Raw genomic sequence first — 16930 nt, forward strand, 5'->3', positions numbered from 1 at the left:
TCTTCCGCTTTTAAATCAAATGAGTAATCGTGGGTCCTGTAAAGGAAGTGGCATGAAGCCGTTTCCGCGTTGACGAACCTACAGGATGTGTCCAATGGGTATGATGTTTAAAACTTTAATGGCCGGTGCTGTTCTGAAAAGTGCGGATGGTCAGGTAGCGCTGGAAAATGTGCAGCGGGCGGGGGATGAGTTGAGAGCGATGCTGGAGCGTTCTCCATCCTTGAGGGATGTTTTACGGAAAAAGCTCTCGGAGCGATTCGAGCGACGGGGAAAGTCTATTGATGTAGAGGGGCTTTATATCAATGTCGGTGATGCCCCGCATGAAGTCGAGAACAGGCCGTCCGGTTCGATACTTGATGTTTTTTTTGATTGTCTGGGGCGCGGTACTTATACCTCTTATGTACAGGGTCTTGATTTTGTCTATTTGCGTCCGGGTACAACAGATGCGCGCTTGAAAGTCGACAATATCAAAATTTCAGATGTCGAGGATGTTTTGATTCAGGCGTTGCAGGAGGTGGCAACTGATCAGGCGAGTGCACTTCGTCAATACTGGAACAGCCCGGCCCGCAGCGAATCCGGGGAATCGACAACTCACAAGGCATTGTTGGAAGTTGCCTTTGCCGAAGCATTGCAGGCCGAGTTGGCTTTGACGGAAGTGGCGGGTTCGCTTAAAAGCTTCCAGGCTCTGCGCGCCAGCGAGTTGCTGAAGACGAAGTTATCCGGGGGCTACAAAATCAGTCTCCGTCAGGCGTCTGGCATTGAGCGGGATATGGTATCCGCTTTTGTCATGCCCTATTCGAACAACACAACTTCCGAAATCAAGTTATCCGGCGATGCTTACGGCTGGTTCCTTTACACGCCGGCCAACGGTTTTGAATATTTCTCCAGCAGTGCCGACCTGCATGCAGCAATGTGCAGCCGACTGGCTGTTGCTCCCGATGCAATCAGGTATCCGGCATTGTCGGTCAGCGTGTTCTCGCACTGTGTGGGCAGCCGGCTCAAGGATCAGGAGGCACAATTTGCTGCGCGAATCAGGTCCGGTGAGCCACGCGAAGAGGGATTTGTCCGCGAACTGGACAATATTCATCAGGTTTTTGCGATGCACTCTGACCTGTACCAGCGGATCAGCGCGCTGCGCATATTGGTCAAGCGCCTGGAGTGGCCAGACTGGTTAAAATCGGCCGGTGAGTCGATACGCAATACTTACGAATCCCTTGAGGCTTCGAAAGAGGGGTATGAGTTCGAATATGCCCAGGTATCCGATCGGCTGTTTTCGCTGCACGATTTTGTCGTGGAGCGTTTCGGTCTGTGGTGTGACAGCGCGTTGGGAATGCGGCTTGACTCGGATGCAATCAAGGTCCATAGCCTGTACCAGATAGAAGTCGGCGGACGTACGATCAAGCAGGAAGATATTCGCACGCTGACCGAGTTCATCGTGATCGGCCTGCATGATGCAGACAATCGCGCGACCCTGCGTATCGAAGGTGCCCCGGCGGACAGTGGGTTGACCGTTGCCAAACTGGAGGGTTGGCTGGCCAACCGGGATCTGCGTGTGGAATTCAGCAGATCCTTGCCTTCCAGTACTCCGCAGGAGTTTCGCGAGGCTTATTTCAACTATCTGCATAGTCAGGCGGAGTTTGCACTGTTCGTTGCTCAACATTCTGCACGTTTCAATGCAGCAGATGTTGCGTTGATCAAACGCACCCTGGAAGGTGATCCCTCCGTGGAAATACGGGGAGTGAAACTGAAATACCGGCCATCGGTATTGCAAAACGTACTGTTGTTCACGCCGCGCACAGCAGCAACTCGTTATGCGCTGATGAAGATGCCCGACGGCCAGTTCGACTATGTGAAATTCGCCGACATCTACCAGTTCAATCGTTGGATGGAGTCCATGCTGTCCGATGATCGTGCTTATGCCGAATCGTTGATCCCGCCTGACGAACTGGCCACTGTCGGTGTATTGAGGGGGGGAGGCGCTACCCCGTTACACTACATGTATGAATTGGATTCGGTGCCGGGACTCATGGCGTTGAATGCCGGTGAGCCGTTGTTCAGTCATAGTGAAGTGGCTTACGCGGGTGAGGTCGCCCGTGTCCGAGCGTTGGCGTCGGTTACCTACTCCTTTGTCGGGTCACAGGCGCGGCAAAGATACGCCCGCCTCAGTACTGAACTCAAAGCATTGTCGATGGTGGACTCCCGGGAGAACGGCTATCCGACTTTCGAGCAGTTTTCCCGTGATCTGGTCAAGCAGCGGATTGAAGAATTGTTGTTGACTCGGGGCCAGAAGGTTCAGGTCGACCCCGACAAAATCATGATTCAGACCGACGATTTCCATCTGGATCTGACTACTGTGCTGATTGAAGGCCGCTACTTTGAAGTGCCGGCGACGCCTGGCCGGTCGATCGATGACAATCCGAAGTTCTACGTGACGGGTGGGCATCCGTCGATTGAAAAACTGGATATCAGGGATCTTTCCAGTTGGTCGAAAACCTTGCGTCCCGGGGACCACTACACCCGGTTTTTACGAAACGATTACCTGGATCGCAAACACCCGGGCTATGAGTTCAAGCGGGCGGTGCATGCCACGAAAATCCGCTGTGAGATGCACTACGACGCCTGTCATCAGTATTTCTCCGGGCAACTTTCCACGGAAGTTTTCAAAGGGATTCAACGCCTGGTCGACAACCTGAGCCAGACTGCAGGCAATGACGCTTCTCCGTTTGCATCGAATACAAACGAAGGGATCTACAAGCTCCGCTTGCAAAGCCGTCGAATTGTCGAAGGTGTCTATATTTTCCGGATTTCCATTTATGGAAAATTCTATGACTATCTTTACACGCCGAACGCGCCTGACGATGTGGCTTTCCGTCCGGTCGAGGAATTTGTCGGTTCCATTCGTTTCCGCTACGGGCCGTTCCGGGATTACTACATCGCGCGGGTGAAGATTGAAGAACAAAAGGTTGTGAATGATTACTTCGACAATCTGGTTGCCACGGTCAACACCGTTGCTCCTCCTCAACCGGAAGGCCCTCTGCGGATGCTGGGCTTTGCTACGCTTCATGACGACAGGATCTATCGCGTTCTGAGCGACATCGATGCACGGACCACAAGCCTGAATGAGGTGATAGCCGGTCTGGTGTATGACAATGTGATTTTTGCCGCCAACATCATCAGTCTGGTGATTCCTCCGATCGGCGTCGCCGTCACCGCCGTGGAGGTATTCAAGAGCCTTTACGACGGTGCCAGAGCGTATGATCTGGGTAATTACTCGGCCGCCCTTGATCATGGAAAATCCGCGCTGATCGGACTGGTGAGTCTTGGAAAAGCAGCAGCAGCCGGCAAGCCGGTCAAGGTCACGCCTGCTCAAAAGACCTTGTTTGACCTGGGCAAGGATGCCAGGACTGTGGTGGGCTGGATGTCCAAGGCCACGGGGCAGACGCTGGGAGAAAAGCGTCTGGTCGAAATCATCGAGCAATTGATGAAGGATAATCAGAGTCGCAGCAGTCAGACCACAGTGCACTGATAAAGCGATCGAGCCTCAAGCGTTCAGGCTTGGGGCTCATGGCCCATTCGCCAACTCACGGCCCGTGTCGCCGCCAGCAACCGCTGCGCCGCCGGGCCGTTTTCGTCGGCGTGAAACAGCGACGTCGGGCCGACGATGGTCAATACCGCAGCGACCTGCCCGAGGGCGTTGAAAACCGGTGCCGACAATGCGTCGACGCCGGGCATCAGCAAGCCGTGGACATGATGCAGACCGCGTTCGCGGATCTGTTCGCACAACGCCGCATAAGCGTTTTCGTCCGCCAGCGGATGGCCGCCGCTGGCAATTTCCTGTTCGCGCAATTCATCGGTTTCCCGATGCGGCAGGTAAGCACCGAACACCAGACCGGTGGAGGAACTGAGCAACGGCAATACCGAGCCCAGTTGCGTCACCACCGTCACCGCGCGCACCGCCGGTTCGATGTGCACCACGGTCGCGCCCTGATTGCCCCACACCGCCAGGAAACAGGTTTCGTTGAGTTCGTCGCGCAACTCGGCCAGCGGCAGGGCGGCGACTTTCAGCACGTCCATACTGTTGAGTGCGGCCAGGCCCACGCGCAGCGCTTCACGGCCGAGGCCGTAGTGGTTGGTGGCGGTGTTCTGTTCGGCGAAACCGCTGGCGATCAACGCCTGCAGATAACGGTGAACCTTGCTCGCCGGCATCTGCACATGTTCGGCCAGACGCGACAGCGAAGTGGACGGCGACAACTCGGCCAGGGCCTTGAGGATGTCGGTGCCGACTTCGGCGGAGCGGACTTTCTGTTTGCCGTTGCTGTCGCTGGTTTTTTCCATGGTGCTGCCGTGTCCCGGAACGAATGGGCGTCTTTATAGCTTGACGCTGGATAGCGAGCAAATTACGTTATGCGTAATTGAATTACGATAAAAATAACCCCGGCGTGCCAAGACCTCTGATCCAGAGCGTCCGGCCATGCCGACTCCCTGTTCAGGAGGCTCCATGAACCTCGATTCAGCCCTGGCTTACCAGTCCGGTTTCGGCAACGAATTCAGCTCCGAAGCGTTGCCCGGCGCACTGCCTGTCGGCCAGAACTCCCCGCAGAAAGCCCCTTACGGTCTGTACACCGAACTGTTCTCCGGCACCGCGTTCACCATGACCCGCAGCGAAGCGCGGCGTACGTGGATGTACCGGATCCAGCCGTCGGCCAATCACCCGGCATTCGTCAAGCTGGAGCGGCAACTGGCGGGCGGCCCGTTGGGTGAAGTGACACCCAATCGTCTGCGCTGGAACCCGCTGGACATTCCGGCCGAACCGACCGATTTCATCGACGGTCTGGTGAGCATGGCCGCCAACTCCGGCGCCGACAAACCCGCTGGCATCAGCATCTATCACTACTGCGCCAACCGTTCGATGGAGCGCGTTTTCTTCAACGCCGACGGCGAGCTGCTGCTGGTGCCGCAACTGGGTTCCCTGCGCATCGCCACCGAACTGGGTGTGCTGGAAGTGGCGCCGCTGGAAATCGCCGTGCTGCCACGGGGGTTGAAATTCCGCGTCGAACTGCTTGATCCGCAAGCGCGCGGCTACGTCGCCGAGAACCATGGCGCACCGTTGCGCCTGCCGGATCTGGGACCGATCGGCAGCAACGGCCTGGCCAATCCGCGGGATTTCCTGACCCCGGTCGCCGCCTACGAAAACCTGCAGCAACCGACCACCCTGGTGCAGAAATTCCTCGGCCAGTTGTGGGGCACCGAACTCAATCACTCGCCGCTGAACGTGGTCGCCTGGCACGGCAACAACGTGCCGTACAAATATGATCTTCGCCGCTTCAACACCATCGGCACCGTCAGTTTCGATCACCCGGATCCGTCGATCTTCACCGTGCTGACCTCGCCGACCAGCGTCCACGGTCTGGCCAACCTCGACTTCGTGATCTTCCCGCCGCGCTGGATGGTGGCCGAGAACACCTTCCGTCCGCCGTGGTTCCATCGCAACCTGATGAACGAATTCATGGGCCTGATCCAGGGCGAATACGACGCCAAAGCGGAAGGTTTCGTGCCTGGCGGCGCGTCCCTGCACAGCTGCATGAGCGCCCATGGTCCGGACGGTGAGACCTGCACCAGAGCCATCAACGCGGAGCTGAAACCAGCGAAGATCGACAACACCATGGCCTTCATGTTCGAGACCAGCCAGGTGTTGCGCCCAAGCCGCTTCGCCCTCGAATGTCCGCAACTGCAATCCACTTACGACGCCTGCTGGGCCACGCTGCCCGCCACGTTCGACCCGACCCGGAGATAATCCATGACTCAGAATTCCATCACCCGCAGTTGGGTCGCTTCGGCCAACGGCCACACCGATTTCCCGCTGCAGAACCTGCCGCTGGGCGTATTCAGCCTCAACGGCTCGGCGCCGCGCGCGGGCGTGGCGATTGGCGAACACATCTTCGATCTGCAAGTGGCGCTGGAGGCCGGGCTGTTCGACGGCGTCGCGCGCAGTGCCGTCGAAGCCATGCGCGGCGGCCAGTTGAACGCCTTCTTCGAGCTCGGCCGCGACGCCCGCGTTGCCCTGCGCGAGCGCCTGCTGGAACTGTTCAGCGAAGGCAGCACCCACCGCGGCAACATCGAGGCCCAGGGCGCGAAACTGCTGCCGCTGGCCGCCGATTGCCAGCTGCACCTGCCGGCGCGCATCAGCGACTACACCGACTTCTACGTTGGCATCGAACACGCGCAGAACGTCGGCAAACTGTTCCGCCCGGACAACCCGCTGCTGCCGAACTACAAACACGTGCCGATCGGTTACCACGGTCGCGCCTCCACTGTGCGCGCCTCGGGTACCGACGTACGCCGTCCGAAAGGCCAGACCCTGCCGGCCGGTGCGACCGAGCCGACCTTCGGTCCGTGCGCTCGACTGGACTATGAATTGGAACTGGGGATCTGGATCGGTCAGGGCAACGAGATGGGCGAGCCGATCGCCATTGGTGACGCCGCTGAACACATCGCCGGTTTCTGCCTGCTCAACGACTGGTCGGCCCGTGATATCCAGGCCTGGGAATACCAGCCGCTCGGCCCGTTCCTGTCCAAGAGCTTCATCACCAGCGTCTCGCCGTGGGTGGTAACCGCCGAAGCGCTGGCGCCATTCCGTACCGCGCAACCGGCGCGTCCGCAAGGTGATCCGCAGCCGTTGCCGTACCTGCTCGACAAGCGCGATCAGGATGGCGGAGCCTTCGACATCGAGCTGGAGGTGCTGCTGCTCACCGAGAAAATGCGCGAGCAGAACCTGCCGGCCCATCGCCTGACCCTGAGCAACACCCGCTACATGTACTGGACTGTCGCGCAAATGGTCGCGCACCACAGCGTCAACGGCTGCCAGTTGCAAGCCGGTGACCTGTTCGGTTCGGGCACATTGTCCGGCCCTGAAAACGGCCAGTTCGGCAGCCTGCTGGAAATCACCGAGGGCGGTAAAAAGCCGATCGAACTGGCGTCCGGTGAAGTGCGCAAATTTCTTGAAGACGGCGACGAAATCATCCTGCGCGCCCGCTGCGCCCGCGAAGGTTTTGCCTCGATCGGCTTCGGCGAATGCCGTGGCACTGTGCTGGCGGCACGCTGACGGGAGCGGCTCATGGACCTCTACACCTACTACCGTTCCACCTCGTCGTACCGGGTGCGGATCGCGCTGGCACTCAAGGGCCTCGACTATCAGGCGTTGCCGGTCAATCTGATCGCACCGCCCGGTGGCGAACATCGGCAACCGGCGTACCTGGCGATCAATCCCCAGGGGCGGGTGCCGGCGCTGCGCACCGATGACGGAAAATTGCTGATTCAGTCGCCGGCGATCATCGAGTACCTGGAAGAACGTTATCCACAGGTGCCGCTGTTGCCCGAAGACCTCGTCGCCCGTGCCCAGGTGCGCGGCGTGGCAGCGGTGATCGGCTGCGATGTGCATCCGCTGCATAACGTCAGCGTGCTCAATCGCCTGCGCGGTTTGGGCCATGACGAGGCGCAGGTGAACGAGTGGATCGGCCACTGGATCAGTCAGGGGCTGGCGACGGTGGAGCAGTTGATCGGTGACAGCGGCTTCTGTTTCGGTGAGTGGCCGTGCGTGGCGGACGTGTACCTGATTCCACAGCTGTACGCGGCCGAACGGTTCAACGTTTCGCTGGAGGCGTATCCACGGATTCGTCGGGTGGCCGCGTTGGCCGCTGAACATCCGGCGTTCATTGCGGCGCATCCGGCGAATCAGCCGGACACGCCGTAACCTCTGTGGGAGCGAGCCTGCTCGCGATAGCGGTATCTCTTTCACATCGATCGTGGATGTGCCGCCGTCATCGCGAGCAGGCTCGCTCCCACAAGGCTCTCGTTGCGGCACCAATAATCATAAAAACAAAACAGGTACCTTGCGATGCACAACCAGATTGCCAGCTTTCGGGCGGCACTCGACGCCCGTCCTGTGTCCCGCTTTCAGTGGTTGCTCCTGATCCTGCTCGCCTTGCTGCTGGTCACCGACGGCTATGACGCCCAGGTGCTCGGTTACGTGGTGCCGGCGCTGGCGCAGGACTGGGGCCTGGAAAAATCCGCGTTCGGTCCGGTCTTCAGCGCCAACCTGCTGGGGCTGACCCTCGGTTCGCTGGCCGTGACGCCACTGGCCGACCGCTTCGGCGTGCGGCGGATTCTGCTCGCCTGTGTGCTGATCTACGCCAGCCTCACCGTGCTGATGGTGTTCGCCGATTCCCTGAACACCCTGATGATCGCGCGTTTCATCTGCGGCATCGGCATGGGCGGTGCGATGCCCAGCGCCATGGCGTTGATGTCGGAATATTCACCGCCGCGCTTGCGTACGCTGATGGTGACGCTGGCGGCCTGCGGCTTCTCTTTCGGCGGTGCGGCGGGTGGTTTTGTCGCGGCGGGTTTTATCGACCGATTCGGCTGGCAAGCGGTGTTCCTCGCCGGCGGTGTTACACCGCTGCTGTTGTTCCCGTTTCTCTGGTGGATGCTGCCGGAATCCTTGCCGCGACTGCTGCGGGATGCGCCGCCCTATGCGCGCCTGCGCAAGGTCACCGCGCGGATGCTGCCGGGCTGGCAACCCCCTGCAGCATCGGTCGAGCAGAACGAACGCGAGCAGGGCAGCAAGTTGACTGTGGTGGAATTGTTCCGCAATGGTTACGCACGCCCGACCTTGCTGATCTGGTCGACGTTTTTCGTCAGCCTGATCCTGTTGTATTTCATGATCAGCTGGCTGCCGTCGCTGCTGCTGGAAAGTGGCCTGAAGCTCAATGAAGCGAATCTGGTGACGTCGATGTTCCTGTTCGCCGGCACGCTGGGCGCGATCTGCATGGCGTGGTTCGCCGACCGGTTGAAGAGCAAGGTGCGCCTGCTGTCCGCTGTGCTGGCCGGCGCGGCGGTGTGCACGATCCTGCTGGGCCTGAATCACGACAACCCGCGTTATCTGGTGGCCTGTGTGTTTGCGGCGGGGTTCTGCATCATCGGCGGGCAACTGACGCTCAATGCCTTCGCCAGCAACTTCTATCCGGCACACGTGCGCGCTACTGGTACCGGTTGGGCCTTGGGAGTAGGGCGCTTCGGGTCGATTCTCGGACCATTGTTCGGCAGTCTGTTGCTGGCGATGCACATTCCGGTGCAGCAGATTTTCTTCTTCTGCGCGATCCCGGCGGTGATTGCGGCGTTGTTGATCATTCAGGTGCGTTCGCCTTCAGCGGCGTCAGTCAGTGCACCACCGAATTGGGCGGCAGATGCCCCAGCCGTTCCGTCAGGCGAAGTCGCTGAATCGGGTCGTCACTGAGCAATAGCGCGTGCTCCAGATCGAAGCGCTCGGCGTTCGGGCAGTCGAGACGCTGATACAGACTGGCCCGGGCCAGATAGTCGGCGGCACTGGCATTGCCCAGTTCGAGCACGCGCTCGGCATCGATCAGTGCCGCGATGAAGTCATCGTGGGTGACGTGCAGCTGGCGCAGATTGCGCGACAGGCGCTGCAGCATCTGCAGCGGTGTGGCGGTCAGCAGGTGGTCGGCATTGAGTTGCATCTGGTGGCCGTATTGGCGATGCAGCAGTTCGCGGCAATCGTTCGGATACAGGCGCCGTCCACCGCACGGATCGAGCAAGTGATCGGCGCCGGGAACCTTCAGCAGGAAATGCCCGGGGAAGTTCACACCCACCAGCGGAATCTCCAGGCCTCGGGCCAGCTCAAGAGCAATCAGCGCCAGAGCCAGCGGTTGGCCGCGTCGAGTGTGCAACACCTTGTTGACCATCGCAGCCTGCGGGCGCAGCGGCACAAAATCGTCCTGCGCGAATCCCAGTTCTACCATGCGTCGCAGCAACGGTTGCGCCAGCTCGCTGACCGGCAACAGCGGCAAGCCGGAGCTGACCCGTTGTTGCAGCTCGATGAAGTCCTGCAACAGTGCTTGGGGCTCGACATGTTTATCGTGTTCGGCGGCCATCCACAACGCTGCCTCCAGCAGCGCAGGCGGTGAACGGTGCAGACAGTCGAAAAAACGTTGGCGCGGACTCATCAAAATCTCCGGAGAATGCCTCGTTTTAGCCCCGTCTCTGTCATTCGTCCAGTATCGCGCCGCTCTGCCATCGGGTTATGCCGCAACGCATTGGTCGCTGTCGGGCCTTATTCCCGTGCGCTTCAGCAATTTTTGGGCGCAAGCCTATACTGGCGACTACCAGAAGTGATTCGGGAGCCTGCCGATGTTCGCTCTCATGCAAAGCACTCGCCTGGAATCGCTGCACCTTAGCGTTGATCCGGTGTCCGGATTGAAGGCGGTCATTGCCATCCATAACAGTCGCCTGGGGCCAGCCCTGGGCGGGTGTCGTTATCTTGCCTACCCGAACGACGAATCCGCGGTCGAGGACGCCGTACGCCTGGCCCAGGGCATGAGCTACAAGGCTGCGTTGGCCGGTCTGGCCCAGGGCGGCGGTGTCGCCGTGATCGTGCGGCCGCCCCATGTGGAAAACCGCGCCGCCCTGTTCGAAGCCTTCGGCCGTTGCATCGATCAGCTCGACGGGCGCTACATCACCGCCATCGACAGCGGCACCTCGGTGGCGGACATGGATTGCATCGCCCAGCAGACCCAACATGTCACCAGCACCACATCCGCTGGCGACCCGGCGCCCCATGCGGCAATGGGGGTGTTCACCGGAATACGCGCCACCGCCATGGCGCGGCTGGGCAGCGACAACCTTGAAGGCTTGCGCGTGGCGATTCAGGGGCTGGGCAATGTGGGTTATGCCTTGGCCGAACAGCTGCACGCCGCCGGTGCCGAACTGCTGGTCAGCGACATTGATCACGGCAAAGTGCAACTGGCGATGGAACAGCTCAACGCCCACCCGATCGCCAACGACGCCTTACTCAGTACGCCGTGCGACATCCTCGCACCGTGCGGTCTGGGCGGTGTGCTCAACAGCCACACTGTCACACAGTTGCGCTGTTCGGCGGTGGCGGGATCGGCCAACAATCAGCTGACGCATCTGGACGTCGCCGATCAACTGGAACGGCGCGGCATTCTGTATGCGCCGGATTACGTGATCAATGCCGGTGGGCTGATCTACGTTTCCCTCAAGCACCGGGGCGAAGAGCTGACCACGATCACCGCCCACCTGTCGAAGATCAGTTCGCGCCTGACCGAAGTGTTTGCCCACGCCCAGGCGGAAAAACGATCACCGGCGCGGGTGGCGGATGAACTGGCGGAGAAGGTGTTGTACCGCTGAGGTTTTTCCGGGCATGAAAAAGCCCCTGAGTCTTTCAACTCAGGGGCCATTCAATTCAGAGGCTTCAATTCAGGTGTCGATTACTTCGCAGCCTTTGCCGCCTTGGCAGGTTTGACTGGCGCTTCTGCCGGTTCAGCCACGTCTGCTGGCTCGGTTGCCACAACCGGTGCCGCCGGTGCGTTGATCAGCTCCGACAGGGCATCAGGCTGGCTCTTGAACGCCCGGGCGAACACATCGCGGTTCTTCGCCATGAAGATCCCGACTTCTTCCACTTGCTGCTCACTCAACGAAGGAACGGCTTTTTCCAGCACTTCGGCCAACAGTTCGGCCAGTTCGAGCATTTTGTCATGACGGTCAGCTTCGGCTTTATCCATGAACAAGCGCTCCAGATCTCGGCTGCTGCGGTATACCACTTCGACGGCCATTCACCACCTCACATGCCTTCACATTAAGTTGTCTTTGCGACTACTGTATCTATATACAGCGAAAAGGATAAGCGAATCCCTGCGCTTTGGGTAGTGGCTTTTTAATGTAGACCGGATTCGGAGTTTGTCAGCCCGGTGCCTGCGTGCAGGTGCGACCAAACGCCACGGCGCGGGTTTCGCGGGGGCTCGCCATGATGGCGTGGCCTCTTTTCTGCATGCATCTGCGTACGTGCGCAATAACTGTCACGTCCAGCACGCAACATCCGCTCGAACCGGGCTAAGGAATCTTCATCGTGAAAATCAACTGGGCCGAGAAACTGCGGCAAAACGTGCATCAACTGGCCGAGTCCCTGGGCAATCTGTTCGTCGAGACCTTCCATTACCTGGCGCTGTTCGCCATCGGTGCGGTGACCGCGTGGGCGGCGGTGATGGAATTTCTCGGGATGCTCGAGGAAGGGCACATCAAGATCGATGACATTCTGTTGCTGTTCATCTATCTGGAACTGGGGGCGATGGTCGGGATTTACTTCAAGACCAACCACATGCCGGTGCGGTTCCTGATCTACGTGGCGATCACCGCATTGACGCGCCTGCTGATCTCCAACGTCTCGCACCACAACCCGCCGGACATGGGCATCATCTACCTGTGCGGCGGGATTCTGTTGCTGGCGTTCTCGATTCTGGTGGTGCGTTACGCCTCGTCGCAATTCCCTTCGGTGAAAATCGAGAAGCCGCAACGCAAGCTCGGTGCGGGCTCCGGTGAACACCCCGAGATCGAGAAAGGCGAGCTCTAAAGACCGATCGATGACGGGTGCCGGGCCTTGATCTGGCGCGGTGGCGGGGTGATTCCGTCGCCGCGGGTCATGGCTTCAAGGATCGCCATGGCGCTGTGGCCCTGTTCGATGGCGATGCCGAACTGAATGCTTTGCACCAGGCGCTTGAGGCGCTTGGGGTCGTTGCGTTGTTCGGCACTGATCATCCGTTTGGCGACGATCCGGCCGCCATTGGAGAGGGTCAGCATGATGCTGCCGTCGAGGCCCTGAATGCTCAGGTTGATCTGATAGTCCGGCGCGAAGGCATCGGTAATGATCTGAAAAGGATTGTCCATGATGCGTCACCGCCTGATTGAACGTGCAGTTGTTGACCGGCCTTGATCGGGTTGGTTCGCCAAAACTGACCATCGGCCCTTCCGTGGTCCTGTCTCCTTCAGCGATGTAGCAAGGGACATGCCGGGAATATTGTCGAACAATGAAACCGGCCAAAAAGAAGGCGAGCCCATGGCTCGCCTTCTTGGTTTGCGGCCCGTTTCAGGGCAGAACCGAGTAGATGATCGCTGACAGTGCAATCAGGCCGATCAGCACCACGAACACGTTGGACGCCTGGCCCGAATACTGGCGCAAGGCCAGCACGCGGCGGATCGCGTACATCGGCATCAGGAACAGCAGACAGGCAATCACCGGCCCGCCGAGGGTTTCGATCATGCCGAGAATGCTCGGATTGAAGGTCGCCACGGCCCAGCAGCTGAGGATCATGAACAGTGCGGTCGCACGGTTCAGCCAGCTCGCCGACATCACCCGGCCACGGCTGCGCAGGCTTTTGACGATCATGCCCTGGAAGCCTTCGCTGGCGCCGATGTAGTGGCCGAGGAAGGATTTGGTGATTGCCACCAGCGCAATCAATGGCGCGGCGTAAGCGATGACCGGGGTCTGGAAGTGGTTGGCCAGGTACGACAGGATCGAAATGTTCTGTGCCTTGGCCGCTGCCAGATCCGCCGGCGACAGCGCCAGCACGCAGCTGAAGCAGAAGAACATCACGGTTGCCACCATCATGCCGTGAGCCATGGCGAGGATGCCGCTGCTCTTGCGTTCGGCCTGATCGCCGTAGCGTTGTTTTTGCTCGACGGCGAAGGCGGAGATGATCGGCGAATGGTTGAAGGAGAACACCATCACCGGGATGGCCAGCCACAGGGTCTTGAGGAACACCGACATCGGCATGGCTTCCTGGGCGCTGGCGAAGAATGCGCCGTTCCAGTTCGAAATCAGGCTGATGCCGAGCAACAGCAACGCGGCGACGAACGGGTACACCAGCACGCTCATGGCTTTGACGATCACGCTCTGACCGCAACGGACGATAGTCATCAGACCGAGGATCAGCACCAGAGACAGCACCGCGCGCGGCGGCGGGGCGATGTGCAGCTGATGTTCTAGGAAGCTGCTGAGGGTGTTGGTCAGCGCCACGCTGTACACCAGCAGGATCGGGAAGATCGCGAAGAAATACAGCAACGTGATCAGTTTGCCGGCACCGATGCCGAAGTGTTCTTCCACCACTTCGGTGATGTCACCGGAACGGCCCGACAGCACGAAGCGGGTCAGGCCCCGGTGCGCGAAGAAGGTCATCGGGAACGCCAGCAACGCCAGGATCAGCAACGGCCAGAAGCCGCCGACACCAGCGTTGATCGGCAGGAACAAGGTGCCGGCACCGATGGCCGTGCCGTACAGGCCGAGCATCCAGGTGGTGTCGAATTTGCTCCAGCCCTTGTGGGCGGTTTCGTTATTGCGTGTGCGGTCTACAGCGGGATTTTCGGCAGCAGGTGTGCGTACATCGGTCATCGTTTTTGCCTCGTTATTATTATTGCTCGGGCTCACGTGTTACGGGCGGTCGGGGAGCGCTCCTCAGCACTCCACCCAGCTCACGGCCAGGCCGCCCCGTGAAGTCTCTTTGTATTTGTCATGCATGTCGGCGCCGGTATCGCGCATGGTGCGGATCACCCGGTCGAGGGAGATGAAATGTTTGCCGTCGCCGCGCAGGGCCATTTGTGTGGCGTTGATCGCCTTCACCGCCGCGATGGCGTTGCGCTCGATGCACGGCACTTGCACGAGGCCGCCGACGGGATCGCAGGTCAGTCCGAGGTTGTGTTCCAGACCGATTTCGGCGGCGTTTTCCAGCTGCTCCGGTGTGGCGCCAAGCACATCGGCCAGACCCGCAGCGGCCATCGCACAAGCGGAACCGACTTCGCCCTGACAGCCGACTTCGGCGCCGGAGATCGAAGCGTTTTTCTTGCACAGGATGCCCACCGCTGCCGCGCCCAGAAAGAACGCGACCACGTCATCGTCCGACGCATCCGGATTGAATTTCATGTAGTAGTGCAGGACGGCCGGAATGATCCCGGCGGCGCCGTTGGTCGGCGCGGTCACCATGCGCCCGCCGGCGGCGTTTTCTTCATTGACGGCAAGGGCGAACAGGTTGACCCACTCCATCGCCGACAGGGTCGAACTGATGACGTTCGGCTTGCCGATTTCCAACAGGCTGCGGTGCAATTTCGCTGCGCGACGGGGAACATTCAGACCGCCGGGCAGGACGCCTTCGTGACGCAGGCCTTGCTCGACGCACTCGCGCATCACCGACCAGATGTGCAGCAGTCCCTTGCGGATCTCGGCGTCGCTGCGCCAGGCCCGTTCGTTGGCCATCATCAGTTCGGAAACCCGCAGGTTGTGCTGCTTGCACAGCGCCAGCAGTTCGACGGCGCTGGAGAATTCGTAGGGCAACTCGACGTCGCTGGCCGGCGCTACACCGGATTCGGCTTCGGCCGCTTCGATGATGAAACCGCCGCCGACCGAGTAGTACGTTTGCTCGAACAGTTGGCCGGATGCACCGAAGGCTGTCAGCGACATGGCGTTGGGGTGGTAGGGCAGGCTCTCGTCCAGCAGCAGGAGATCGTGCTGCCAGATGAAGGCAATCGAGCGTTTACCGGCCAGAGACAGTTGGCCGGTCTCGCGCAGTTGCTGGATGCGAGGCTCGATGGTCGACGGATCGATGCTGTCCGGCCATTCGCCCATCAAACCCATGACCGTCGCGCGGTCAGTGGCATGGCCGACGCCGGTGGCCGAAAGCGAGCCGTACAAACGGATTTCCACCCGTTGCACATCGTTCAGCAAATGCTGATCGATCAGGGCCTGGGCGAAGGTCGCGGCGGCGCGCATCGGGCCGACGGTGTGGGAACTGGACGGACCGATGCCGACTTTGAATAGATCGAAAACACTGATAGCCATGCTAAACCCTTACAAGCGATGGAGTAGGAATCGCTGCCATTTTTTGTAGGACAAGCGCAATGTCGGCGATACTGCCTACCTCGCTTCAACGTGACTAACGAAACTTCCTAAGTAAGCCTTTAGCAGGACTAAACCATGAGCCGTCAATTGCATGCCCAGACTTACGTCTGGCTGCAGGTGTTTTCCTGTGCCGCACGGCACTTGTCATTCACTCGCTGTGCCGAGGAACTGCACATCACGCCGGGGGCGGTGAGTCAGCAAATCCGACAGCTGGAAGAGCGGCTGGGGTTTCGCTTGTTTCACCGCCGCGCCCGGGGCGTGGAGTTGAGCGCGGAAGGGCAGCGACTGGCGATCACGGTCAACGAGGCTTACGGCAGCATCGATGCGGAATTGCGGCGCCTGGATGCGGGAATGATCAGCGGGATTCTGCGGGTGCGTTCGATTCCGTCGTTCCTCAGCAAATGGCTGACCCCGCGTTTGCCGCGCCTGCAACAGCGTTACCCGGACATCCAGTTGCGACTGGTGGCCGAGGACAGCAGCGTGCCGTTGCATGAAGGGGATTTTGACTTGGCCATCGATTTGAACGACGGCAGCTATCCGGGACTGTTATCCACAGCCTTGCTCGACGAGCAGATTTTCCCGGTGTGCGCGCCGGGCCTGCTGCGGGGACGGCCGCCGCTGCACGGGCCGGCGGATCTGGTGCATTTTCCGCTGTTGCACGACATTACCGCCTGGCGCGGCAGTTATGAGTACGCGGAGTGGGAGTTTTATCTCAATGCCATCGGTTTCGAGGGCGCCGATGTGCGGCGCGGGCACACGTTCAATCGCAACCACTTGACCATCGAAGCGGCGATTGCCGGCATGGGCGTAGCGATTGCCCGGCGCACGTTGCTCAACGACGAGCTGGAGCGGGGGACGTTGATCGTGCCATTCGGGATTTCAGTGCCCAATCACAAGCGCTATGTCTTGCTTTATGCGCCGGGGGCGTTGAGCCATCCGGGTGTGCGGGCGGTGCATGATTGGCTGGTGGAGGAGGCGGGAATTTTTCGCAGCCTTCACCCGCTGCGTGATGGCCAATTGTGAGCAGATTTTACGGGGTGCCGGGGCGACCCAACTCCCGACCTTACCAGCGCTTCACTCGGTTGTCCGGCTTTTTTTGCGTATGAATATTTATCTTTTTTCAGGGGTTGAAATGTTCGTCAAGCGGGCCGATTGTTGTAATCAAGAGGTCAC

The 16930-nt window shown here is 59.9% G+C and carries 13 protein-coding genes and 1 pseudogene; 8 read left to right on the top strand and 6 right to left on the bottom strand.

Translation table 11 applies throughout. From position 1 onward, the window contains the following. Positions 1-94: 94 nt before the first annotated feature. A complete protein-coding gene (locus tag J5M72_RS09225; protein WP_207865281.1) occupies positions 95-3526 on the top strand; it encodes a hypothetical protein in 3432 nt (1143 codons plus the stop codon). A 23-nt stretch (positions 3527-3549) separates the two neighbouring features. Here J5M72_RS09225 and J5M72_RS09230 read toward each other — a convergent pair whose 3' ends face one another. Beyond that, on the bottom strand, positions 3550-4335 hold the full coding sequence (locus J5M72_RS09230) for an IclR family transcriptional regulator (RefSeq protein ID WP_207865283.1): 786 nt from the start codon (positions 4333-4335) through the stop codon (positions 3550-3552). Positions 4336-4498: 163 nt separating this feature from the next. On the opposite strand from J5M72_RS09230, the gene hmgA reads away from it, so the two are divergent. From hmgA to J5M72_RS09250, 4 genes are all read left to right on the top strand, one after another. After that, a complete protein-coding gene (gene hmgA, locus J5M72_RS09235; RefSeq protein WP_207865285.1) occupies positions 4499-5794 on the top strand; it encodes a homogentisate 1,2-dioxygenase in 1296 nt (431 codons plus the stop codon). Positions 5795-5797: 3 nt separating this feature from the next. After that, positions 5798-7102, top strand: a complete 1305-nt coding sequence (fahA, locus tag J5M72_RS09240) for a fumarylacetoacetase (RefSeq protein WP_207865287.1) — start codon at positions 5798-5800, stop codon at positions 7100-7102. A gap of 12 nt (positions 7103-7114) precedes the next feature. Further along, positions 7115-7750 (top strand): maleylacetoacetate isomerase, encoded by a 636-nt coding sequence (gene maiA, locus J5M72_RS09245; protein ID WP_207865289.1) that lies wholly within the window; start codon positions 7115-7117, stop codon positions 7748-7750. 144 nt (positions 7751-7894) lie between these two features. Beyond that, entirely contained in the window at positions 7895-9292 is a 1398-nt protein-coding gene (locus J5M72_RS09250) for an aromatic acid/H+ symport family MFS transporter (protein ID WP_207865291.1), read from the top strand. Here J5M72_RS09250 and J5M72_RS09255 read toward each other — a convergent pair. Further along, the gene (locus J5M72_RS09255) at positions 9216-10019 is read right to left on the bottom strand and encodes a transglutaminase family protein (protein WP_207865293.1); all 804 of its coding nucleotides are present in this window, start codon (positions 10017-10019) and stop codon (positions 9216-9218) included. The genes J5M72_RS09250 and J5M72_RS09255 overlap by 77 nt on opposite strands. Positions 10020-10203: 184 nt before the next feature. Here J5M72_RS09255 and J5M72_RS09260 point away from each other — a divergent pair, with 184 nt between their 5' ends. After that, positions 10204-11223: a Glu/Leu/Phe/Val dehydrogenase gene (locus tag J5M72_RS09260; protein ID WP_169428922.1), complete on the top strand. Its 1020-nt coding sequence runs from the start codon at positions 10204-10206 to the stop codon at positions 11221-11223. Positions 11224-11408: 185 nt separating this feature from the next. Here the strand turns inward: J5M72_RS09260 and J5M72_RS09265 are convergent. Continuing rightward, positions 11409-11648: pseudogene (locus J5M72_RS09265) on the bottom strand (YebG family protein); the annotation flags it as partial. Between the two features lie 293 nt (positions 11649-11941). Between J5M72_RS09265 and J5M72_RS09270 the strand changes: the two are divergent. Beyond that, positions 11942-12442, top strand: a complete 501-nt coding sequence (locus J5M72_RS09270; RefSeq protein ID WP_003221775.1) for a phosphate-starvation-inducible PsiE family protein — start codon at positions 11942-11944, stop codon at positions 12440-12442. Here the strand turns inward: J5M72_RS09270 and J5M72_RS09275 are convergent. The 3 genes from J5M72_RS09275 to J5M72_RS09285 form a co-directional block, all read right to left on the bottom strand. Continuing rightward, positions 12439-12756: a DUF3509 domain-containing protein gene (locus J5M72_RS09275; RefSeq protein WP_169428924.1), complete on the bottom strand. Its 318-nt coding sequence runs from the start codon at positions 12754-12756 to the stop codon at positions 12439-12441. The genes J5M72_RS09270 and J5M72_RS09275 overlap by 4 nt on opposite strands. Positions 12757-12955: 199 nt before the next feature. Further along, entirely contained in the window at positions 12956-14257 is a 1302-nt protein-coding gene (locus tag J5M72_RS09280) for a serine/threonine transporter (RefSeq protein WP_207865297.1), read from the bottom strand. A 63-nt stretch (positions 14258-14320) separates the two neighbouring features. After that, positions 14321-15697: an L-serine ammonia-lyase gene (locus J5M72_RS09285; RefSeq protein WP_207865299.1), complete on the bottom strand. Its 1377-nt coding sequence runs from the start codon at positions 15695-15697 to the stop codon at positions 14321-14323. A gap of 135 nt (positions 15698-15832) precedes the next feature. On the opposite strand from J5M72_RS09285, the gene J5M72_RS09290 reads away from it, so the two are divergent. Next, a complete protein-coding gene (locus tag J5M72_RS09290; protein WP_169428927.1) occupies positions 15833-16780 on the top strand; it encodes a LysR substrate-binding domain-containing protein in 948 nt (315 codons plus the stop codon). The last annotated feature ends 150 nt before the right edge of the window (positions 16781-16930 follow it).

This window comes from Pseudomonas sp. 58(2021) (assembly GCF_017491585.1).
Taxonomy (GTDB): domain Bacteria; phylum Pseudomonadota; class Gammaproteobacteria; order Pseudomonadales; family Pseudomonadaceae; genus Aquipseudomonas; species Aquipseudomonas fluorescens_BT.